The 21,973-nt window shown below is 32.5% G+C and carries 18 protein-coding genes; 10 read left to right on the top strand and 8 right to left on the bottom strand.

Annotation, left to right across the window (positions count from 1 at the left end):
• Positions 1-12: 12 nt before the first annotated feature.
• Positions 13-1,173, bottom strand: a complete 1,161-nt coding sequence (locus OH806_RS02120; protein ID WP_264742027.1) for an efflux RND transporter periplasmic adaptor subunit — start codon at positions 1,171-1,173, stop codon at positions 13-15.
• 347 nt (positions 1,174-1,520) lie between these two features.
• On the bottom strand, positions 1,521-2,117 hold the full coding sequence (locus tag OH806_RS02115; RefSeq protein WP_264742026.1) for a TetR/AcrR family transcriptional regulator: 597 nt from the start codon (positions 2,115-2,117) through the stop codon (positions 1,521-1,523).
• Positions 2,118-2,270: 153 nt separating this feature from the next.
• On the opposite strand from OH806_RS02115, the gene OH806_RS02110 reads away from it, so the two are divergent.
• Positions 2,271-2,825, top strand: a complete 555-nt coding sequence (locus tag OH806_RS02110; protein WP_264742025.1) for a thioredoxin family protein — start codon at positions 2,271-2,273, stop codon at positions 2,823-2,825.
• A gap of 82 nt (positions 2,826-2,907) precedes the next feature.
• Here OH806_RS02110 and OH806_RS02105 read toward each other — a convergent pair whose 3' ends face one another.
• Positions 2,908-3,807: an AraC family transcriptional regulator gene (locus OH806_RS02105; protein WP_264742024.1), complete on the bottom strand. Its 900-nt coding sequence runs from the start codon at positions 3,805-3,807 to the stop codon at positions 2,908-2,910.
• 123 nt (positions 3,808-3,930) lie between these two features.
• On the opposite strand from OH806_RS02105, the gene OH806_RS02100 reads away from it, so the two are divergent.
• Genes OH806_RS02100 through OH806_RS02090 form a run of 3 tightly spaced genes read left to right on the top strand, consistent with a single transcriptional unit; the run spans position 3,931 to position 9,110 of the window.
• Positions 3,931-5,160 (top strand): MFS transporter, encoded by a 1,230-nt coding sequence (locus OH806_RS02100; RefSeq protein ID WP_264742023.1) that lies wholly within the window; start codon positions 3,931-3,933, stop codon positions 5,158-5,160.
• 1 nt (position 5,161) lies between these two features.
• Positions 5,162-6,643: a trehalase family glycosidase gene (locus tag OH806_RS02095; RefSeq protein ID WP_264742022.1), complete on the top strand. Its 1,482-nt coding sequence runs from the start codon at positions 5,162-5,164 to the stop codon at positions 6,641-6,643.
• Positions 6,644-6,668: 25 nt separating this feature from the next.
• Positions 6,669-9,110 (top strand): TonB-dependent receptor, encoded by a 2,442-nt coding sequence (locus OH806_RS02090; protein WP_264742021.1) that lies wholly within the window; start codon positions 6,669-6,671, stop codon positions 9,108-9,110.
• A 423-nt stretch (positions 9,111-9,533) separates the two neighbouring features.
• Here the strand turns inward: OH806_RS02090 and OH806_RS02085 are convergent, their stop codons facing one another.
• Positions 9,534-10,172 carry an MBL fold metallo-hydrolase gene (locus OH806_RS02085; RefSeq protein ID WP_264742020.1) on the bottom strand — a complete coding sequence of 213 codons (639 nt, stop codon included), beginning with the start codon at positions 10,170-10,172 and terminating at the stop codon, positions 9,534-9,536.
• 71 nt (positions 10,173-10,243) lie between these two features.
• Here OH806_RS02085 and OH806_RS02080 point away from each other — a divergent pair, with 71 nt between their 5' ends.
• Together OH806_RS02080 and OH806_RS02075 are read left to right on the top strand one after the other, a co-directional pair.
• Positions 10,244-11,455 (top strand): type IX secretion system plug protein, encoded by a 1,212-nt coding sequence (locus OH806_RS02080; RefSeq protein ID WP_264742323.1) that lies wholly within the window; start codon positions 10,244-10,246, stop codon positions 11,453-11,455.
• 247 nt (positions 11,456-11,702) lie between these two features.
• Positions 11,703-13,664: a M4 family metallopeptidase gene (locus tag OH806_RS02075; RefSeq protein ID WP_264742019.1), complete on the top strand. Its 1,962-nt coding sequence runs from the start codon at positions 11,703-11,705 to the stop codon at positions 13,662-13,664.
• 72 nt (positions 13,665-13,736) lie between these two features.
• Here OH806_RS02075 and hemH read toward each other — a convergent pair whose 3' ends face one another.
• Together hemH and OH806_RS02065 are read right to left on the bottom strand one after the other, a co-directional pair.
• Positions 13,737-14,789, bottom strand: a complete 1,053-nt coding sequence (hemH, locus tag OH806_RS02070; protein WP_264742018.1) for a ferrochelatase — start codon at positions 14,787-14,789, stop codon at positions 13,737-13,739.
• Positions 14,790-14,833: 44 nt separating this feature from the next.
• The gene (locus OH806_RS02065; protein WP_264742017.1) at positions 14,834-15,712 is read right to left on the bottom strand and encodes a NifU family protein; all 879 of its coding nucleotides are present in this window, start codon (positions 15,710-15,712) and stop codon (positions 14,834-14,836) included.
• 151 nt (positions 15,713-15,863) lie between these two features.
• On the opposite strand from OH806_RS02065, the gene OH806_RS02060 reads away from it, so the two are divergent.
• On the top strand, positions 15,864-16,400 hold the full coding sequence (locus tag OH806_RS02060) for a gamma carbonic anhydrase family protein (RefSeq protein WP_264742016.1): 537 nt from the start codon (positions 15,864-15,866) through the stop codon (positions 16,398-16,400).
• Positions 16,401-16,472: 72 nt separating this feature from the next.
• On the opposite strand, the gene OH806_RS02055 is transcribed toward OH806_RS02060, so the two are convergent.
• Positions 16,473-16,919, bottom strand: coding sequence for a hypothetical protein (locus OH806_RS02055; RefSeq protein WP_264742015.1), 447 nt, complete (start codon positions 16,917-16,919; stop codon positions 16,473-16,475).
• An 89-nt stretch (positions 16,920-17,008) separates the two neighbouring features.
• Between OH806_RS02055 and OH806_RS02050 the strand changes: the two genes are divergently transcribed.
• Positions 17,009-19,135 (top strand): helix-turn-helix domain-containing protein, encoded by a 2,127-nt coding sequence (locus OH806_RS02050; protein ID WP_264742014.1) that lies wholly within the window; start codon positions 17,009-17,011, stop codon positions 19,133-19,135.
• 39 nt (positions 19,136-19,174) lie between these two features.
• Here the strand turns inward: OH806_RS02050 and OH806_RS02045 are convergent, their stop codons facing one another.
• The gene (locus tag OH806_RS02045) at positions 19,175-19,591 is read right to left on the bottom strand and encodes a hypothetical protein (RefSeq protein WP_264742013.1); all 417 of its coding nucleotides are present in this window, start codon (positions 19,589-19,591) and stop codon (positions 19,175-19,177) included.
• 169 nt (positions 19,592-19,760) lie between these two features.
• On the opposite strand from OH806_RS02045, the gene OH806_RS02040 reads away from it, so the two are divergent.
• Positions 19,761-20,768, top strand: a complete 1,008-nt coding sequence (locus OH806_RS02040) for an LLM class flavin-dependent oxidoreductase (RefSeq protein WP_264742012.1) — start codon at positions 19,761-19,763, stop codon at positions 20,766-20,768.
• A 66-nt stretch (positions 20,769-20,834) separates the two neighbouring features.
• Positions 20,835-21,956, top strand: a complete 1,122-nt coding sequence (gene ribB / locus OH806_RS02035; protein ID WP_264742011.1) for a 3,4-dihydroxy-2-butanone-4-phosphate synthase — start codon at positions 20,835-20,837, stop codon at positions 21,954-21,956.
• Positions 21,957-21,973 lie beyond the last annotated feature (17 nt).

The following is a 21,973-nucleotide window of genomic DNA, read 5'->3' as shown; positions in this document are numbered from 1 at the left end:
AATAGATATTTCTTATAAAGGTTTTACATGTAACAAACTATCAGAAGAAATTGGCTTTGGCTTGATTGAAGCTCCGTCTTTTAAGTTCCCGATTCCTGTATAAACGATTTTTTCGCCAGGTTTTAATCCTTCGGAAATAAAATAATAGCTTTCTGTTTTTCCGGATATTTTTATTGGTTTGCTGGTTACTTTCAGGTCTTTTCCTACGATGTAGACATAAGTTTTGTCCTGAATTTCAAATGTAGATTCTTGTGGAATTACCATTACATTAGACAATAATTGAGGCATGCGAACACGTCCTGTATTCCCTGTTCTTAAAATTCCGTTTTTGTTGGGAAAAACAGCACGAACACTTATTGCTCCTGTTGTTTTGTCAAATTGCCCATCTACAATACTCATTTTTCCTTTTTCAGGGTAAATGCTATTGTCTGCAATCACCAAATCTACCATCGGCATATTCTTCAGTTTTTCTTCTAAAGTTGCTCCTTCATATTTGTTTTGAAAAGCAATAAAATCGAGTTCACTTAAAGAAAAATAAGCGTAAATTTCACTGATATCCGATAATAATGTCAACGGATTAGGATCTGTTCTGGAAATCAAACTTCCTTTTTTATAAGGAATTCTTCCGATATATCCACTTACGGGAGCTGTTATTGTTGTAAATCCTACATTGATTTTAGCTCCACCAACAGAAGCTCTTGCTTGTGAAGCGGCTGCAACTGCGGCTGTATAATTGGCTTTAGCTGTTTTCAGTTGTACTTCAGAAACTACTTTTGCAGCAACAAGAGGTTCTAGTCTATCAACCTCAACTTTAGCTTTTTGAATGTTGGCATTGGCTACTTGTAAATTTGCCTGTGCCATATTCATTTGTTCTCCGTAAGCTCTTGAATCTATTTTGAATAAAGGCTGACCTGCTCTTACATAAGAACCTTCCTCAACATAAATTTTATCTAAATAACCGTCTACCTGAGACCTTATTTCTACATTGTTTTTTCCTTCTAATGCAGTCGGAAATTCCTGATATGTTGTAGCTGGAGAAGTAATTACTGTATAAACCGGTAATTCTGGAGAAGGAGGTGCGGTATTTGGGTTTTCTGCAGCTTTTGTACAGTTTTGTAAAAGGATAATACTTGATATAAGTATGATAAACCTTGTTTTTCCGAGGATTTTCATTTTAGTTTATTTTTAATAAAGTGTTAGATTAAGTAGTATTTGTTTAATTTGAATTCTGTTAATTTCCCTAACGGTGTTAATTTTAAGTTTAAAAAAAATTCAAAAATTTTTAATTTTTTATAGAGGTACATATTTCCATGATTGAAATGTTTTTGAATGTTAATTTATATGAATTAATTACGTGTTAATTTAGCTAACGGTGTTAATTTTTGATGACAAATTTGCATTATAATAATTTCATGTCGCTTTTATAAATGGTTATTAGTTTTTTTTGTTGAAAAGGATGTTTATAAATAAAAATTGGTGTTAAATTTCCTAACGTTGTTAATTTTTAGTTTAAAAAAAATTTACAAAGATTTAATGAAAGAAGAAACCGTTTCGTCAAGAGTTTCTTTATTCATCGTAGAAGGGATATCATCATTACGCATCATCATAATTGAAATCAAACCATGAACTGCCGAAAACAATGCGTGAGACATATGACAAGCGTTATCAGGATTTGAACCATTCTTCTTAATAATTTCGCCGGTACATTCATAGATCATATCCTGAAATGAAGAAAATTCTTCCTTCATCATACCTTTTCCGCAACATTGCATTCCCAAACCAAACATTAATTGATAATATTCTTTATTATTAAAAGCAAAATTCCAGTATGCATCTACAATTGCCTTGAGTTGTTCCTCAGGAGTATCGTGCTTTTTCTGGGCTTTTAATAATTCTATATGTAAATTATGGAAGCCATTTAACGAAATTTCAAATAAAATAGCTTCTTTGTTTTCAAAATAATCATAAACAACAGGAGCACTGTACTCAATAGCATCGGCAATTTTTCTTATCGAAAGAGAAGCCCATCCTTCTGTTTTAGCCAAATTGAAAGCCGCCTGCAAGATACTTGCACGTATAGATTCTTTTTCTCTTTGGCGACGTTCATGTAACCCCATGATATTTTTACTAACAGTGTTAGCAAAATTACAAAGTTTTGAATGTAACTTCCAAACGAATTGTAAAATTTAACATTTAACGAAAGTTTATAAATTACCGAATAGACTATTAATAAAAGAAATCTTTATCTTTGTGAACAAATAAATAAGGATATGAATACTCCCTCAAATATGTTAGCCTTGGGTACAAAAGCACCTTTTTTTGAGCTTCCGAACCCTTCAAAAAGCAATGAAATTCAGTCATTAGATGACTTGAAAGGTGAAAAAGGAACATTGGTAATTTTTATGTGCAATCATTGTCCTTTTGTACTTCATGTGATTGATAAATTGAATGAATTGTATGAAGATTATAATGAAAGAGGAATAGAATTTATTGCCATTAACTCTAATGATGTAGAAAAATATCCTGATGATTCTCCTGAAAAAATGATTGAATTTCAGATTGAAAGAAAATTTGATTTTCCATATTTATATGACGAAAGTCAAGCGATTGCAAAGGCATATGATGCAGCTTGTACACCAGATTTTTATTTCTTTGATGAAAAACTGGATTTGATTTACAGAGGTCAAATGGATGATTCCAGACCAGGAAATAACAAAGATGTTACGGGTGAGGATTTAATTATTGCTTTTGAAAATCTTTTATTGGGTGAACCTCAGGAAGAAATTCAAAGACCAAGTATGGGATGTAACATCAAATGGAAATAATTTAACCCATTTTCTAAAAGTATAAAGCTGTTCGTTTGAACGGCTTTTTTTATTAATTGGTTTTGCAGATGAAACAAATATTTTAAAAAGTAGCTTTCACCTCTTTCTCAACCTGCAAATCAACATTTACTTTATTGTGGGCAAAATTTTTCATAAACTCGGAAGGTGTTTTTTCGGTGTATTTTTTAAACATTCTATTGAAATACGTTACATTATTAAATCCACAACTATAGCTACATTCGGAAATACTTTTATCCTGAGCCATAAGCAAACATGCTTTGTTGATGCGGAAGCGATTTACAAATTCGGTGAAGGTAATCTGAGTCGCTTTTTTGAAAAAATTGCAAAATGCGGGTAAAGTCAGATTGGCTAATTTAGCAACGTCTTCGATGTTGATTTCTTTATCATAGTTGTGCTCAACATAAGTGAAAATTGTTTCAAGGCGGGTTTTATTTTTCGAAATAATGGTGTAAGGCATGATTTCCTTATTCAAAAGTTCGTAATCTGTACATTTTGAAAGCTCAAACAAAATTTCAAGCAACAACAAATATCTTTTATAGCCTTCTGATTCCAATACTAATTTTAATTTCGGAAGCATTGCCTTTTTTACCTTATTGTGGAAATGAATTCCATATTTTGACAATTCTAATAGGTTTTTGATAGAATTGGCTTCTACTTCCATCTGAGGAAACTGCAAAATTTCTTCCCTGAATTGAAGAACGATTTCTTCGTGTGGGTCAATAGAATTTAATCCAAAACCTGAATGAGGAATATTTGAGCCTATTAATACCAAATCTCCGTTGGTGTAATTGCTTTTATGATAGCCGACGTGACGTGTTCCGCTTCCGGAAATCACACATACGAGTTCAATTTCCGGATGATAATGATACTCCCATTTAAACTCTGAAATAGGGGAGTTGTTGTGAATTGTACGGAATGAGCTTTTCTCATCAGGAATTACCCTTTCAAAAGTAACTTTCATTTAGTTAATCAATTTTTATCTACTAAAATAATAAATATATTAATATAGTTCAAATATTGATTTATAATGTTAAATAAACGTTAACTCAAATGCATATATCTTAGACACCAAGAAATTAGTTGGATGAAGAATTTCAATATTAAGGCAGTTTTATTTTTAAATTATTTCGTTTTTGCGATTCTTTTGAATTCTGTAGGAACTGTAATTTTACAGGTACAGCAAAACTTCGGAATTTCAAAATCACAAGCAAGTGTTTTGGAAGGTTTCAAAGATTTACCGATTGCCATCTGCTCATTTATTTTGGCATCTTTTTTACCAAAAATTGGTATCAAAAACTCTATGCTTATCGCATTGGCTTTGGTAAGCTGTATGTGTTTTGTAATGCCTTTTTCCAATGATTTCTGGTTTTTCAAATTACTATTTACGATTGTTGGAGTTTCTTTCGCACTGATAAAAATTTCTGTTTTTACTTCTATAGGATTGGTAACCAATACAGATAAAGAGCACTCCAGTTTTATGGGATATTTGGAAGGCTTTTTTATGATTGGTGTATTGATGGGAAATGTTTTATTCAGTTTATTCATAGATGACCATAATCCGAAATCTACTCATTGGTTGAATGCTTATTGGGTTTTAGGAGGACTTTCTGCTTTGTCGTTTCTTTTTCTAATGTTTTCAAAATTGGATGAAAAAGAAGCAAAAAGTGAAAAAACAGATTTATTGGGAGATATTAAAAACAGCATCAGCTTATTTAGCTACAAAAAAGTGCTTTTCTTTTTATTGTGTGCTTTTTTGTTTGTTTTGGTAGAGCAGAGTTTTCAGACCTGGACACCTACTTTTTATAAAGAAATTTTAAAATTACCAACTTCAATGAGTATTCAGGCGGGAGCAGTTTTGGCGGGAGCTTTTGCTTTGGGAAGGTTTTTGTCAGGATTTTTCTCAAAAAGATTCAGCTGGATTTATGTTGTTTCTTTCTGTGTCGTTGGTTTTGCAATTAGCATATTATTAGTTTTACCCTTAACACATAACATTCATATTGACGCAAGTACAAGTTGGTTACAAGCTCCGCTCGTGGTATACTTATTTCCATTAATGGGCGGTTTGCTTGCTCCGATTTATCCGAGTATTAATTCGGTGATTTTGGCGTCGATTCCAAAATATTTGCATAGTGCAATGTCCGGATTGATTGTAGTTTTTTCTGCAATTGGCGGAACAATTGGTTCTATAATTACAGGTTTCGTATTTCAGGAGTTTAGTGGGCAACAGGCTTTTTACCTATCCCTAATTCCTCTTACGTTGTTGATGATTTCAGCAATTTTCATGAATAAATTAAAGATAAATCCTAAAAAATAAAATGAAGAATCAGCTTTACATCAATGAAATTCAGTCACTTTTTGATGATGTGCAAAGGTCTCAGATTTTTGATGACCAAAAGATGATGACGGATGCTGTTCCATTATTTTCGATTTCAGCAATTAATGAGAAATATGAAAGTGAAAAACAGAAGGAAAGTTTTGACTTAAAAGATTTTATTCTTGAAAATTTTGATTTTTTAGGAGCCAAAATATCAATTGAGAGAGAATATAAGTTGCCTATTGATGAGCATATTGAAAAACTTTGGGATGAACTTACAAGAACTGCTTACGAAGAAAAAGGAACTTTATTAAAACTTCCAAAGCCATATATAGTTCCGGGAGGTCGTTTCAACGAATTTTTTTATTGGGATAGCTATTTCATCATGCTCGGATTACAGGTTTCGGGACGTGTAGAAATGATGGAAAATATTATTGAAAACTGTTCTTATTTGATCCAAAATGTTGGATTTGTTCCCAATGCAAGCAGAACTCACTTTCTGAGTCGTTCGCAACCGCCATATTTTTCTTTGATGCTAGACTTGCTTTTTGAAACGACAAAAGATGAAAGTATTTACATCAAATATCACAGTGCTTTAGAAAAAGAATACGCTTTTTGGATGGATGGAGAGAAAGAACTGAAGAACGGAGAAAGCATAAAAAGAGTTGTGAAAACCAAAGATGGAGACATTCTAAACAGATATTACGATTCTGAAAACACACCTCGTCCCGAAAGCTATTTGATTGATATTGAAGATAGTGAAAATGCTTTGGGAGAAGAATTTTACAGAAATATAAGAAGTGCCTGTGAATCTGGTTGGGATTTTTCCAGCAGATGGTTTGCAGACAGAGAAAATATACAAACAATTGAAACTCTGAATTTAGCAGAAGTAGATTTGAATTGCCTTTTATGGAATTTGGAAAAAACATTAGCTAAATCTTCAGAACTTCAAAATTTAGAAATAAATAAAAATTATTTCGTTGAAAGAGCAGCAACTCGAAGACAAATGATAGAGAAATATTTTTGGGACAAAAACGTTCAAACTTATAAGGACTATCACTTAAAAAAACACACACAAACATCGTCTGAACATATTGCTGCTCTTTATCCTTTATTCCTGGAGTTGGCAAATGAAAAACAAGCTGAATCTGTTGCTAAGCACATCGCTGAAAAATTTTTATATCAAGGAGGATTGGTGACAACTACCCAAAGAACAGGACAGCAGTGGGATTTTCCAAATGCTTGGGCTCCTTATCAATGGATAGGTTATAAATCAATGAAAAATTACGGATTTGATGATTTGGCTGAAAAAATCAGGAATAATTGGTGTTCAAATGTAGAAAGGGTTTACAATAATACAGGAAAACTGATGGAAAAATATAATGCTTTTGATAAAGAAACCATTGCAGGAGGAGGAGAATATCCGAATCAGGATGGTTTCGGATGGACAAACGGAGTATATCTCAAACTGAAAAATATTTAAACTAACTATATAAATTCATATCACTATGAAAAAAAGAACAATATTCCTAATGGCCGGTGTGGCTACGCTTTATTTTAATAATGCGTATGCTCAGGAAACTCCACAGGATTCCACAAGGTCGGCATCAATTGAGCAGGTTGTTATTACGGGAAATTCAAACCCGAAAAAGAAAATAGAATCTAGTACAGCGATTTCTACGTTCAGTGCTAAAGAAATTCAGAAACAAAACCCGATAAGTGCAGCTGCACTATTACAAAGAGTTCCGGGCTTTGCCGTTGAAACTTCTGGTGGAGAAGTAGGGAATAACCTTTTTGCAAGAGGTATTCCTTCTGCGGGAGCTTATGAATTTGTACAGGTTCAGGAAGATGGATTGCCAGTTTTTGAAGATGGAGCTTTACAGTTTGCCAATGCGGATAATTTTTTCCGTGTAGATAATTCAGTGAGCAGATTAGAAGCCTTAAGAGGAGGCTCTGGTTCTATCTATGCTACAAACTCTCCCGGAGGTCTTATTAACTTTATTACAAAAGAAGGAGGTAACGATTTTAAAGGGACAGCAAAATTAGAAACAAGTACTTATGGACTGATGAGAGCCGACCTTAATGTAGGAGGAGCTTTGGTTCAGGATAAATTATTTTTCAATGTAGGAGGTTTTTATAGAACAGATGACGGAATTAGAAAAACAGGTTTTAAAGCTAATAATGGAGGACAAATCCGTATGAATTTAAAATATGGTTTCGATAAAGGATATGCAAAAGTATATTATAAAAAACTAGACGATAGAAATACGTTCTTTTTACCAATTCCTTTGTTACAAGATGGAGACAAGCTGAAAGGTTTCCAAGGTTTTGACCCTAATTACGGAACATACAGCTATAGAGGAATTAGCCAGTTGAATATTCCTCAAGCTGGAGGAGGATTTTTCAGCAGAAATTTAGAAGATGGAATTCATCCTAAAGTAGATGTTTTAGGAGCAGAGTTTAAATATGATTTAGGAAGTAATATCAGTGTAATCAATAAAACGAGATATACGGATATTAATATGAATTACACTGGCATTTTCCCTGCAGGAGGTCCTAAAAATGCAGCAGAATGGGCTACGGATGCTGTTAAAGATGGAGGATTGGGAATGAGTAATTATCAATATTCACTAGTAAGTAATGGAGCGGTGGTAAATCCAGCTTATGTTCAAAAATTAGGATTCTGGGCAATTGATAAACAGATGAATAATTTTGTAAACGATTTACAATTCAGTTATAAATTCGATAAAGGAAATGTTACAGCTGGTTTCTATAAATCTAATTGGAAATCTCATCAATACTGGAACTGGAGCAATATCTTGGCAACAGCAACAGACAGACCAGAACTTTTGAATTTGGTAAATCCTGATTTAGATCCAACCGATATAGGTTATTCTAAGACGTACAATGGTGTGATGGATATGACTTTCTTACAAAGAGATACCCAAACACAAGGAAGTTTAAATGATTTATATGTAAACTTAGATTATAACGTTACAGATGCATTGAGTTTCAATGGAGGAATTCGTTACAGTCACGATTTTTATAAAGGAAATTTTGCCAATACAACCAATGCCAATCTGAATAATTCAGGATTAACAACTGATGGAACACATAGTTTTGCAACGACCACAGCTGATGATAATATGAGTGTTTTAGGTGGAAAATATACTTATTGGAACTATAATATCGATAAGGTATCTTATACTTTAGCAACAAATTATAAAATTAATAGAGAAAATGCTGTTTATGCTCGTTTCTCTCACGGATTCAGATCTCCAAATGAAGAAGCGTATTACAATTATTTCTCATCATCAAATCAAACTCAGCCTTTAGAGTCTGTAACAACCAATCAGTTAGAAGTTGGATACAAATATTACTCTCGTAATTTTGATGTTGCGGTGATTCCTTTCTATTCTACATTGAAAAACCTTTCATTTACAGATATTTTCTCAGACGGAACTTCAGAAAATACATTCGCAAATACTCAAAATTATGGAGTTGAGATAGAAGGTTTTGCAAGATTGTTTAATAATGTATTAGAAGTTACTTTCAACGGAACAATTCAGAATCCAAAATATAAAAACTTGGAGGCAGGAAGTCTTTTAGAAGGAAATACTGTAAGAAGAATGCCGAAATTCTACTTTAATATTTCTCCAGCAGTGAATATCACAAAATCTTGGAGAGCTTATGTAAGTATGAATTATTATGGAAAACGTTTCCAAGATGAAATGAATGTACAAACATTACCTTCTTTTACAGAAGTAGGAGCGGGAATGTCTTATCAATTAGGAAAAATACGATTTGCAGTTGACGGAACCAATATCTTCAATACAATTGGTATTACAGAAGGAGACCCAAGAGCAGGTTCGCCATCTGGTGAAGGTATTATTATGGCAAGACCTATTATGGGAGCAGCGGCAAGAGCGTCTATTACTTTAGATTTTTAAACTGATACTTTCCAAAAAACAAAAACCGCTTCATACAAATGATGCGGTTTTGTTTATTTTTTTTAATCTGAATTAGGTATAAGAAAGCAATAATAAAAATATATAAATACTTGATAATAAATGTTATAATATCAATATTTACTATTGAACTGCTATAGAATAATCGCAAAGATTTAATTGTTTAGAATATTATTTAAGAAAGCAAAGAGTGCCGCCGAAGGCGGCTAAGCAAGCGCTTTATCAGGCAAATTTATTTGCCCGAATCTTTATTCTCTTAAAATAAAACACATTGATAGTAAAAATCTTTGCGTTCATTTTAAAATTCATAAATAAATTACTCATTTCACATATGAAATTGAGACAAAACTGAGATGTTTCCTGCAAGAAAAATCAATAAATTATAATTAAAAAGCTATACTCATATTATTTAAAGAACGGATTGTATTGTTTTTCAAAACCAATGGTTGTAGGGTTTCCATGTCCCGAGAAAACTTGTGTTTCATCATCTAATACAAAAAGTTTTGTTCTAATTCCATCAATTAACTGTTCATAATTGCCTTTGTAAAGGTCGGTTCTTCCAATGCTTCCTTCAAATAAAACATCACCAGAAATCATGAATTTTTGTTGTTCATTATGATATACAACACTCCCTGGAGAATGTCCAGGAACGTGATAAATTTTAAATTTTTCCCCATCTAAATTAAGCTCATCTCCTTCATTGATGTATTCAATCTCTACATTTACAGGATCAACTTTAAAACCGAATCTTACGCCACTTGCCTGAAGCATATCCAAAACCTCTTTGTCTTCCTTATGCATATTTACAGGTACTTTAAATTTATCAAAAGCCCATTGTAACCCCAGAACATGATCAATATGAGCATGAGTTAAAAGGATTTTCTGAATCTTCAACTCTTTTTCTGTGATAAAATTATCAATTGCCTGAGTTTCTTGTTCATTCATGTTTCCTGGGTCGATAAGCCATGCATTTTTGTTTTCATTATAAAGTATATAAGTGTTTTCGCTTGCAAAATTGAATACGAAACCTTGAATCTGAAGCATAATCTGAATATTTTTTTATCAAAAATACGATATTATTAAGAAAATGATGTTTTTTGGCTATCTTCGTATTAATGAAAACTTTGCAATTATTTTTACTGTCTTTAAGTGGTTTGGTTTTGGGTCAAAAAATCCAAAGTATACAACTCTTCAATCCTCAGACGAATGATGAAACACCAGTGATTAATTTTAATCAGCAATTGGTATTAAGCTTCGATGATCTTAGTAATTCTAGTGAGATATACAGATATACATTGAAGCACTATAATAGAAATTGGCAGGATGACAATCTTTTTTTTACAGAGTTTGCCAATGGAAGTTTGAATGGTTTGTTGGATAGATTTGAATACTCCTTCAATACTTTACAGCCTTATACACATTATAAGTTGACTTTTCCTAATGATAAGATGCAGCCGAAAATTTCAGGGAATTTTGAATTGATTGTTTATAAAGATTCCGCCGAAAAACCTCTTTTCAAAAGAAGGTTCTATGTAGTGGAAGATAATGTAACATTAGCCTTAAATGTTTCTAGGTTTTCAGATGCTAGAAATCCCAATGTAAACCAAAGGGTAGAGGTTCAAGCGGTTGCAAAAGGTAATAATTTGTCTTCTAATGTAAATTCTATCACAGTAAATGTGATGCAGAATAATAACCCGAATATGGTAATTAATAATTTGAAACCAAGTTCAACATTAGGAAATAAACTTCTTTTTCAACAAATGAACCTTGTTTTCCCAGGAAATAACGAATTCTATTATTTTGATAATAAAAACATGAATATGGCAGCAGATATGGTATATTCTGTTGAGGTAAAAGATGGGGTAAATTATACTTATCTTCATCCTGTTTGGGCTTTTCCTCTCAATTATCAATATCAACCGGATGTAAACGGAGCCTGGTATTACAGAAGAAATGATTTGGGAATTGAAAGAAATGCTGAAAGAGAGGCAGACTATTCCTGGGTATATTTTTCGTTGGAATCTGATCCTGTAGATAAAGAAATTTATGTTTTAGGTGGTTTTAATGATTTTAAGCCTAGCAAAGAATATCAGATGCAATATGATGATCAAAGTAAAAGATACGTTGCTAAAATATTTTTGAAGCAAGGTTTTTACAATTATATTTTAGCTACCAAAGAAGCTAATGGAAGTATGAACTTGGGTGAAGTAAACGGGAATTTTTGGCAGACAGAAAATCTGTATCAAGCGTTTATGTATTATGCACCTTTTGGAAGAAATTATGATGGTTTGGTAGGATATGGTGAATTAAGAACACCTGTAAGGTAAATTATTATGTTGTGCATATAAAAAAATAAATTCAAAAAAATGTGAATTATATTATTATTAATAGTCTATAATTTTCATATACTTTAAAATTAAATAAATTAAATTCACTTTTTTTAATAATTCTTTATTGAAATCATTATGTATATGCTGTTTTTATTTTGTTTTTAAATGTTAATTTGTTGTTTTGTTGTGTTTTTGATAAGAAAATATATATACATTTGTTTACAGAACATAACAAAATATTTTTATGAAAACAAGATTTATCTTCGCAGTTAGTATTGCTGCTTCTGCCTTTGTTTTTGGACAAGAAATTCCATCAAAATTAGTTTCTGGAAAAAAAGGACTTCATGCTGAATTAATAAGATTCGACAAAAATGGTCCTAAGTTTGAAGGAAATCCGGTTTTGTTTGATGAAACAACTAAAAGAATTTCACAAGGGAAAGGTTTAATGCTTGGTTTAGAGCGTGATGAGCTAGGGTTTGAGACGTATAGGTTTCAACAAACTATTAATGGAATTCCTGTAGAACATGGAATGATGGCCGTACAGACAAAGGCTGGAAAAATTGTAGGAGAAACAGGAAAGTGGTTTCTGAAAGAGCCTACAGCTTTAGAAAAAACTAGTGGTATTTCTGAAAAGGGAGCACTAGATAGAGCTTTGGCTTTTGTAGGGGCAGATTCTTATAAGTGGCAAAATAAAGAAGAAGAAGAGTTTATTAAAAGAGAATCTAATAATCCTAATGCTACTTTTGCTCCTAAAGGAGAGCTGGTTTATTATTCAGATCCTTCTGAAGAAAAGTTGGCAGACCTAAAATTGGCGTATAAATTTGATATTTATGCTGAGAAACCTTTAAGTAGACAATATGTTTTTGTGGATGCTAAAACAGGTGAAGTTTTGGGAGCTGATGCGTTGATTCATGAAACAAATGCTCCGGGAACTGCGACAACAGCTTATAGCGGAAACCAATCTATTGTAGCAGATTCTTATAACGGAAGTTATAGATTAAGAGAAACGGGTAGGAACGGTGGAACGGCAGTAGAAACCTATAATTTGAAAAAAGGAACTAACTATTCAGCTGCTGTTGATTTTACTGATACTGATAATATCTGGAATAATGTAAATACAAATAAAGATCAATATGCTACTGATGCACATTGGGGAGCTGAGAAAACTTTAGATTATTATTATACTAAGTTTGGACGAAAAAGTATCGATAATAATAATTTTGCAATAAAATCATATGTACATTATTCTACAAACTATTTTAATGCATTTTGGGATGGTAGCAGAATGACGTATGGAGATGGAAGTTCTGTAAACGGAAATAAACCATTAACGGCATTAGATGTTTGTGGTCACGAAATCACTCATGGTTTGACTACTAAAACGGCCAATCTTGCATATCAGAGAGAATCTGGAGCACTAAATGAAGGTTTTTCTGATATTTTCGGAAATAGTGTTGAATTTTGGGCAAGACCTACACAAGCTAGTTGGAAATTAGGTGAAGATTTCAGTTATGTAATCAGGGATATGTCAAATCCTAATGCTTATAGTCAACCAGATACCTATATGGGAACTTATTGGGTAAATGCAAGCAGCACTTGTACTCCTCAAGGAAATCCTAATCTACCTGGATATAATGATTATTGTGGGGTTCACACTAATTCTGGAGTTCTTAATTTCTGGTATTACTTATTGGTAAATGGAGGTTCAGGAACAAATGATAAAGGGTTTGCTTATAATGTTACGGGAATAGGATTGGATAAAGCAGGAGCTATTGCTTACAGAACACTTACAAACTATCTTACTTCTGCTTCTAATTATGCTAACGCTAGAACTTATTCACTTCAGGCTGCTGCAGACTTATACGGAGCTGGAAGTAATGAAGTAACACAAGTTACCAATGCATGGAATGCAGTAGGTGTTGGTGGAGGAACTTCTGCTGCAGGAAAGATTGCAGTGGCTGAAACACCGCTTTATACAATCAGTCCAAATCCTGCAACAGATAGATTTACAGTTGGGTTTGATGGAAAAGAAGGAAGCGGCGTAGTTGAATTGATTAGCTTAACCGGGAAAAAAGAAATTTCTGAAAAGGTTAATACTGTAGATGGGGCAAATAAAATAGATGTGAAATTACCATCTAATATTCTTCCAGGAGTTTATATAGTAACTGTAAACGGACAAAAAGCCGGAAATCTGATTAAAAAATAAATTTTAATATATTTCAAGAAAAGGGTGCGAAATTTATTTCGCACCCTTTTCAGTTTTTATATAAAGATAAAATTACACGAGATAAAAATCATTCAATCGTTCTTCGCATAATATTTTTACCACATCAATCCATCGGTCTTCATCATTAAGGCACGGAATGTAGTGGAAGTTTTCTCCACCTGCATGAAGAAACTCTTCTTTACCTTCAACGGAAATTTCTTCTAAGGTTTCTAAGCAATCTGAAACGAAAGCTGGGCAAACGATTGCCAGATTTTTAACGCCTTTTGAAGGAATCGTTTCTAGGGTTTCATCGGTATAAGGTTCAATCCATTTATCTTTTCCTAGTCTTGATTGAAAAGATACAATAGCTTTTTCTTTAGGAATTCCCAGTTTTTCAATAACTGCCTCAGAAGTTTTAAAACATTGATGTCTATAGCAACGCGCATTATGAGATTCAACTTGGCTGTTTATACAGTTCGAATCATCTATTTTGCAGGTATTTGAAGGGTCTGTTTTATAAATATGTCTTTCTGGTACTCCATGATAAGAGAATTGAAGGGCATCAAAATTTTCAGGTAATTTTTCCTTAATGCTTTCTGCCAAACAATTGATGTAGATATCTCTATTGTAGAAAGGTTGTACATAATTTATTTTTATGTTCGGAAATTTGGCTTTTCTTACTTCTTCTGCTTTTTCAATAACAGTTTCAGTTGTGCTCATTGCATATTGAGGGTACAGTGGGAAAAGCACTATTTCCGAAATACCTTGCTCTACCAATTTTCGGATTCCTGTTTCTATGCTGGGTTCTGCATATCTCATTCCAATCTCAACAGGTACATCCACAAGTTTTTGCAGTTTTTTCTGTATTTTTTCTGTAATTGCAATCAAAGGAGAGCCTTCATCCGTCCATACAGTTTTATATGCTTCTGCAGATTTTGGAGGTCTTGTTCTTAATATTATTCCACGAACCAAAAGTGCACGAAAAATCCAACGATAATCGATTACTCTTTCATCCATAAGAAACTCATCAAGATATTCTTTTACATCCGGTACAGATGTAGACTTTGGCGAACCAAGATTTACTAATAAAATTCCTTTCTTTGATTTTAAGGATTCTTTTTGCAAAACTTTATTTTTTAATTAAAATTATAAATTAAATTTTAATGGAATTATCCATTTACAGCTTCTACTTTTTCCACTAAATCTGGTACGAATTGTTTTAAAATATTTTCGATTCCGTTTTTCAAAGTTGCAGTAGAACTTGGGCAGCCTGAACATGCACCCTGAAGAAGCATTTTAGCAGTTTTACTTTCTTGGTCGTATTCCATCAAAGAGATTTTTCCTCCGTCATTTTCTACAGCAGGAGCAACATACTCATTTAGAATATCAGAAATTTTTTGCTCATCATCTGTATATTCTCTGTTGATGATTTTTTCTACCGGATTTTCATGTTTCTGAGGTTCAATATTTGAAATTTCACCTCCATTTTGAAGATATTCAGCGATAAGTGCACGAACAGTCATCATTACCTGATGCCATTCTACAGAATTATCTCTTGTAACAGCCACGAAATTATCTGAAATGAAAACTTCTTTAGCAAAATCAAATTCTTTGAAAATAGCCTGAGCCATAGGAACGCCTTCTGCTTCATCTCTTGATTTTACTTCAACAAAACCTTCCAATAACAATTTATTTGAAACAAATTTCATTACGTTTGGATTAGGTGTCATTTCAGCATAGATCTGATACATTTCTTTTCTTTTCTGAAGATAGACTCTAGGATTTGCCAATAATTCGTCCTCAATTACATTTTTAAGGCTTTCAGCCACATGTTCCCATTCTACTGTATCTTGTTTTGCAACAGCAACAAAATTGGCCGTAATGAAAATTCTTTCTACAAAAGGATAATTAAAAAGTTCCTGTGCCAAAGGAATTTCTGAAATATTTGAATCTCTATCCAATTCCAAAGACCCCGGAATCAAGTTGTAATCTGCTACAAATTTCATCACTTTTGGGTTTTCGGTTGGTTCTATAAGTATGGTATGCATTTTTTCGTTAAATTTGAGTTACAAAAATACGTAAATAGAAATTAGAAGTTAGAGATTAGAAATTAGATTTTTGCTATCATCGTAATTTAAAATTTGAGAGAAAATATTTAACTTCTAAATTGCTTATTATCAAAATTTTCAATTAGAAACTATGGCTTTAATAAAAGAACTTTTAGGAAAACAACCTCAAATCGGAGAAAATACTTTTTTGGCTGAGACAGCAACGATTATAGGAGATGTTACGATGGGAAAAGATTGCAGCATTTGGTATAATGCGGTGATTAGAGGAGATGTTCATTACATAAAAATGGGGGATAAGGTAAATGTTCAGGATAATGCGATGCTACATTGTACTTACCAAAAACACCCTTTAAATATTGGGAATAATGTGTCGATTGGTCATAATGCCATTGTTCACGGATGCACAATTTTAGATAATGTTCTTATAGGAATGGGAGCTATTGTTATGGATGATTGCCTAGTGGAAGAAAACTCTATTGTTGGAGCAGGTTCTGTGGTTACACAAGGAACTCATATTAAATCCGGAGAAGTTTGGGGTGGAGTTCCTGCAAGAAAAATTAAAGATATTAATGCTCAACTGTTGGAAGGTGAAGTTAATAGAATTGCGAATAATTACGTAAAATATTCTTCTTGGTATAAAGAAAACGTAAAAGAAGGTGAAGGGTAAATCCTTACTTTATTTTAATTTTACTATTTATAAATCAGAAAGCCCTTTCAACATTGAAAGGGCTTTCTGATATTATTGAGCAGGAAAAATAAGTTCTGCTTTTTCGTTTATACATCTTATTTTTATAGGTTCTTCTACAACAATACAATCTGAAGTGATGTCGTATTTTTTATTAAATTCTTTTTCCTTGTTATTGTAAAGTTCAAGTATTGGTAAAATAGTTTCCTCTAATTTTGAAGGATATGCAATATAAGATTTAGGTCCACCACAAGGCTGAGAGCCCATTGCAGCATATTTCCAATCGCCAATTGTTGCTTCCGTACATTTTTCTTTTCTTAAAGTTGATTCAATGTCGGCTTTTACTTTATCCAATGACGCTTGGTCGTATTTTTTACTGTCTTCATCGGCAGGTCTTTCGGAAATATCTTTAGGCAGGTTTTCATTAATTTCTGTTTTTTTTACTGATGAACAAGAAGATATAATGAATAAAATTGAAGCGAGTAGTAGGAGGGTTCTCATAAGTGTTTTCTCAAGATGATGGAAAGCTTTTTTCAAAATTTATGCCAAGATAAGAATTTTAAACTTCATTTTCCGTAATTTTGAGGACGATGAATAATCATTTTTTTGACTTAATAGAGCATACCAACAGAAGTGTTTTTCTTACCGGAAAAGCAGGTACAGGAAAGACTACTTTTCTCAATGATTTTGTAAAGCGTACACGAAAAAAACATATTGTAGTTGCACCAACAGGTATTGCGGCTATCAACGCGGGAGGGGTTACAATTCATTCCATGTTTGGATTGCCTTTAAGAACTTTTTTACCTACTACAGAAAGAATTGATACCAACTTGGCAAATAATATTGCCGACTTGATGCCTCATTTTAAATATAGAAAAGATAAGCTTAAACTTTTAAGAGAGGTTGAAATCATTATTATTGATGAGGTTTCTATGTTGAGAGCCGATGTTTTGGATATGATGGATTTTTCTTTACGATTTATAAGAAGAAATAATCAGCGCTTTGGAGGTGTTCAGATGTTATTCATCGGAGATTTGTATCAGCTTCCACCTGTGGTGAGAGATGAGCATATTCTGAAAATGTGCTACAATTCACCTTTCTTTTTTGATAGTTTGGCAATTAAAGAAATACCACTAATTACGATAGAATTAACTAAAGTTTATCGTCAGACTGATCAGGAATTTTTAGAAATTCTAAATGCAATTCGTGATGGTGATGTCGCCCATATTGATTTTGAACATTTAAATGAAAGATATAATCCGGATTTTGAAATGGGAAATGAGTCTTACGTTTATCTGTGTTCACACAATAAAATGGCAGACGAAATCAATCAGGAAAAATTAGCGGAAATAAAAGTGGATGCTAAAACCTATGAAGCTAAACTTTTTGGTGAGTTTAAAGAAAATCAGTTTCCTAATGAACAGTTTTTAGAGCTGAAAATAGGTGCTCAGATTATGTTTATCCGAAATGATATTTCTGGCGAAAAAAAATATTTCAACGGAAAGTTGGGTGAAATCTCTGCTTTGGACGAAAACGAAATTAAAGTGATTCTTGACGGAAGTGAAAGAGAAATTATCGTAAAAAGGGAAGTTTGGGAACAAAAAAAATATTTTTTAGACACTGATAAAAATATTAAAGAAGAAGTTCTAGGAAGTTTCGAACAGTTTCCTATAAAATTGGCTTGGGCGGTTACAATTCATAAAAGTCAGGGCTTGACTTTCGATAAGGTCATTATTGATGCCGGAAAAAGTTTCACAGCAGGGCAGGTATATGTCGCGCTTTCCCGTTGTAGAACATTGGAAGGAATCGTTCTGAAGTCAAAAATCACTCCTGAAGTGATTTTTAAAGATAATAGAATTTTACATTTTCACACAGATACGGTTGCCAATGATCATGTTGAATCTATTTTGAATCAGGAAAAATATGATTACAGCATCAAAAAAGTACTTAGAACAGTTGATTGTTTGTGGTTTCTCCAAGAAGTTGAAGATTGGAATAAACTTTCCATTACCACGAAAAGTATTGATAATGTAAAAGCAAATCAGTTATATCTTCAGCTAAAACATGAAGTTGTAAATCTTGGAAAAATTTTCGAAAAACTGGAGCGAATTATTTTCCAAAAGGTTAATAATTTTATCAATCAGAAAGAAGAATGGTCTGAAATTGAGGCTAAAACAAAAGGTGCTGTTAATTTCTTTTTTACGGAAATCAGAGATAAGGTTTTCAATCCTTTGAAAGAGTTTTATGCAGAAATAAAAGGTGCAAAAGGCTTGAAACAGTATAATGAGGAGCTTAAAAGATGGCTTGAAGATATTGAAGAATATTTAAACAGCCTGAAAGAAATTCATTTGCTGGAAACCAAACTTCTGGATGAGAAAAATGACAAAGAAGTAAGCATGAAAATTGCAAAAGTTCCGTCTCAGGTTCTTACTTTTCAATTGTTTGAACAAGGAAAAACCATTGCTGAAATTGCCTTAGAAAGAGGACTGGTAAAAGAAACTGTAATTGGTCATTTGGCAAAATTTGCCGAGCAAGGCTTGCTTGATATTTCGAGAGTTATCACTTCAGACAAGATAAAAACTTTTGAAGAAGAATTTTACAAAAACTCTCATGAAACTTTAACAGAATGGAAAAATGCTTTGCCAAGCGACTTTGAGTTTAATGAAATCAGAATTTTGATTAATCATTTTAATTATCTGAAGGAGAAAGGGAAATAGAAAATAATTAACTATCTATGACACAAATTCAAAATTAAACTAACTCAATTCAAAAAAATTATCACTGATTTTAGTTTTTATTCCGTATAAATCTTTTCGAATAACAATTAATAAATTATTAAGATTTTTAATATTTGGTAATTGAATAAATTTCTTCATTTCAATTAAAACATTATCAGATGCAAAAAGTGACATATTTATAAATTCGGTATATATTTCATTTTTTAAATTTTCAATTGAATTAAGCTCAGGTCGATGATTAGTTAATGTAGATTTATTTTCTTCATAAAAAACTAATGAATGACATAAAATAATTATTGCTTTATATCGAGTTTCTTTTAAGTTGTTTTTTGAATCTTCTTTTAATTTTTTATTAGCTATGAAAAAATCAAAAGCACTTTTTAGAATACTCCCAAAACCAATTAAGCCAAGTATTGCAAAAATTTGATCATACATAGTTTCAAATATACAAATAAATTGTGCTTATTAATTTGTAATTAAAATATATTGATATAATTCCAATAGTTTTTCCCTGAACTACTCAATCAATCCTATCAATTACAAAAAGTAACCAATACGATTTATTAGCTTTAAATTTGTTTGGTTGTAAACCTCAATTTAAAATATGAAAAATTTTGAACTTTCAGTTCTGGATCTTGCTCCTGTAAAACAAGAGAAAAGTATCCATGATACTTTTTTGGATAGTTTGTCTTTAGCAAATCACACTGAAAACTTAGATTGTAAAAGATTTTGGCTTGCCGAACATCACAATATGGAAAGTATTGCCAGTTCTGCAACCTCAGTTTTGATTGGCTTTATTGCCAACGGAACAAAAAGAATAAGGGTAGGTTCTGGTGGAATAATGCTTCCTAATCATAGTTCATTGGTTATTGCAGAACAATTCGGAACATTAGAATCTCTTTTTCCCGGAAGAATAGATTTAGGCTTGGGTAGAGCACCCGGAACAGACGGATTAACGGCACAGGCTTTAGGAAGAAATCCTGCAATTATTAACGAACAATTTCCAAGACAAATTTTAGAATTACAAAGATATTTTTCAAAAGAAAATTCAGAAGCATTGGTAAGAGCTATTCCGGGAGAGGGATTAGATATTCCGTTGTATATTTTAGGTTCAAGTACAGACAGCGCTTGGTTGGCTGCTGAATTGGGTTTGCCGTATGCTTTTGCCTCTCATTTTGCTCCTGAGCAAATGGAAATGGCTTTTAATATCTACAGAGAACATTTTGAACCTTCCAAACAGTTGCATAAACCTTATACTATTGCTTGTGTAAACGGAGTTGCAGCAGAAACTTCGGAAGAGGCACACAAAATTTCAACAACGTTGTTTCAGGCTTTTATTAATATTATAAGAAACGACAGAAAACCGTTTGCTCCTCCTGTTGATGATATGGATGAGATTTGGTCTCCTATGGAAAAATCTATGGTTTTGCAGAAGTTAAGATATACTTTTATAGGAAATCAAGCTGAAATTGAAGAAAAACTTAAAAATTTTCAGGAAAAATTTGAGGTTGATGAATTAATGATTAATTCTCATATTTTCGATCATCAGAAAAGATTAGAGTCATATACTATTATCAAAAAAGCAAAAGACTCTCTATTCAAAGCTGAATAAACCGTTTATATTAATTGGTAGATGCTTATTTTTATGAGTATCTTTACAAAAATTTAAAAAGTAAAAATGTCCGATATTAAATTAAATACTATTCCGGAGGCTATTGAAGACCTTAAAAATGGTAAAATAATCATAGTAGTAGATGATGAAGACAGAGAAAATGAAGGTGATTTTCTTTGTGCAGCTGAACTTACAACCCCGGAAATCATCAATTTTATGGCATTGCACGGAAGAGGATTAATCTGTATGCCACTTCCTGAAAAAAGATGTGATGAATTAGGATTAGACGTAATGGTGAGTAGAAGTAGCGATCCTAAAGAAACTGCGTTCACTGTTTCTGTTGATCTTTTAGGAAACGGGACATCAACTGGTATTTCTGCAGGTGACAGAGCTAAAACAATTTTAGCCTTGATGGATGAAAAATCTAAACCTACAGATTTTATGAGACCTGGACATATTTTTCCGCTTCGTGCAAGAAAAGGAGGAGTTTTGAAAAGAGCAGGACATACAGAAGCTGCTATTGATTTAACAGGTTTAGCAGGTTTAAAAGAAGGTGGAGTTATCTGTGAGATTATGAATGAAGATGGTACGATGTCTCGTTTACCGGAACTTCATGCATTCGCTCAAAAACATGATATGAAGATTGTTTCTATTGAGGATCTGATCCATTATCAGCTTAAAAAAGGAAATCTTATTGAGAGAATTGAAGAAAGAAAAGTAAAAACGGCATACGGAGAGTACAATTTCTTTGCTTTCAGAGAAACATCAAATGACCAGATTCATTTTGCTTTAACAAAAGGTTCTTGGACGGTTGATGAGCCTGTTTTGGTGAGAGTTCAGTCTTCTGATTCTTATTTTGATGTTTTGACAAGATTAAATAATGGTGAAAAACCTTTGTTGGAAAAGGTAACCAATATGGTAAATGAAGAAGGAAAAGGTGCTATTATTTTCATTAATAATGTATCAAGTTCTGAAAATACTTTAAGAAAATTGCAACAATTTTTGAATTATCAGGATGGGCAGGAGCAGCGTCCTACTTTAGCATATAATTATAGAGATTACGGAATCGGAACACAGATTTTGAAAAATCTCGGAATTAATAAGTTTAGAGTAATCACTCAAAATCCTAGTATTAAGCCTCAGGTTGGAGGATATGATGTAGAGGTTGTAGAGATGGTTCAATTATAAAAAAAGAAAATGGCTTG

The sequence above is a fragment of the Chryseobacterium oryctis genome, assembly GCF_025971925.1.
In the GTDB taxonomy this organism is placed as follows: Bacteria; Bacteroidota; Bacteroidia; order Flavobacteriales; family Weeksellaceae; genus Chryseobacterium; species Chryseobacterium oryctis.
The sequence above is the reverse complement of the archived record's forward strand: the minus strand, read 5'-3'. Positions and strand labels throughout refer to the sequence as shown.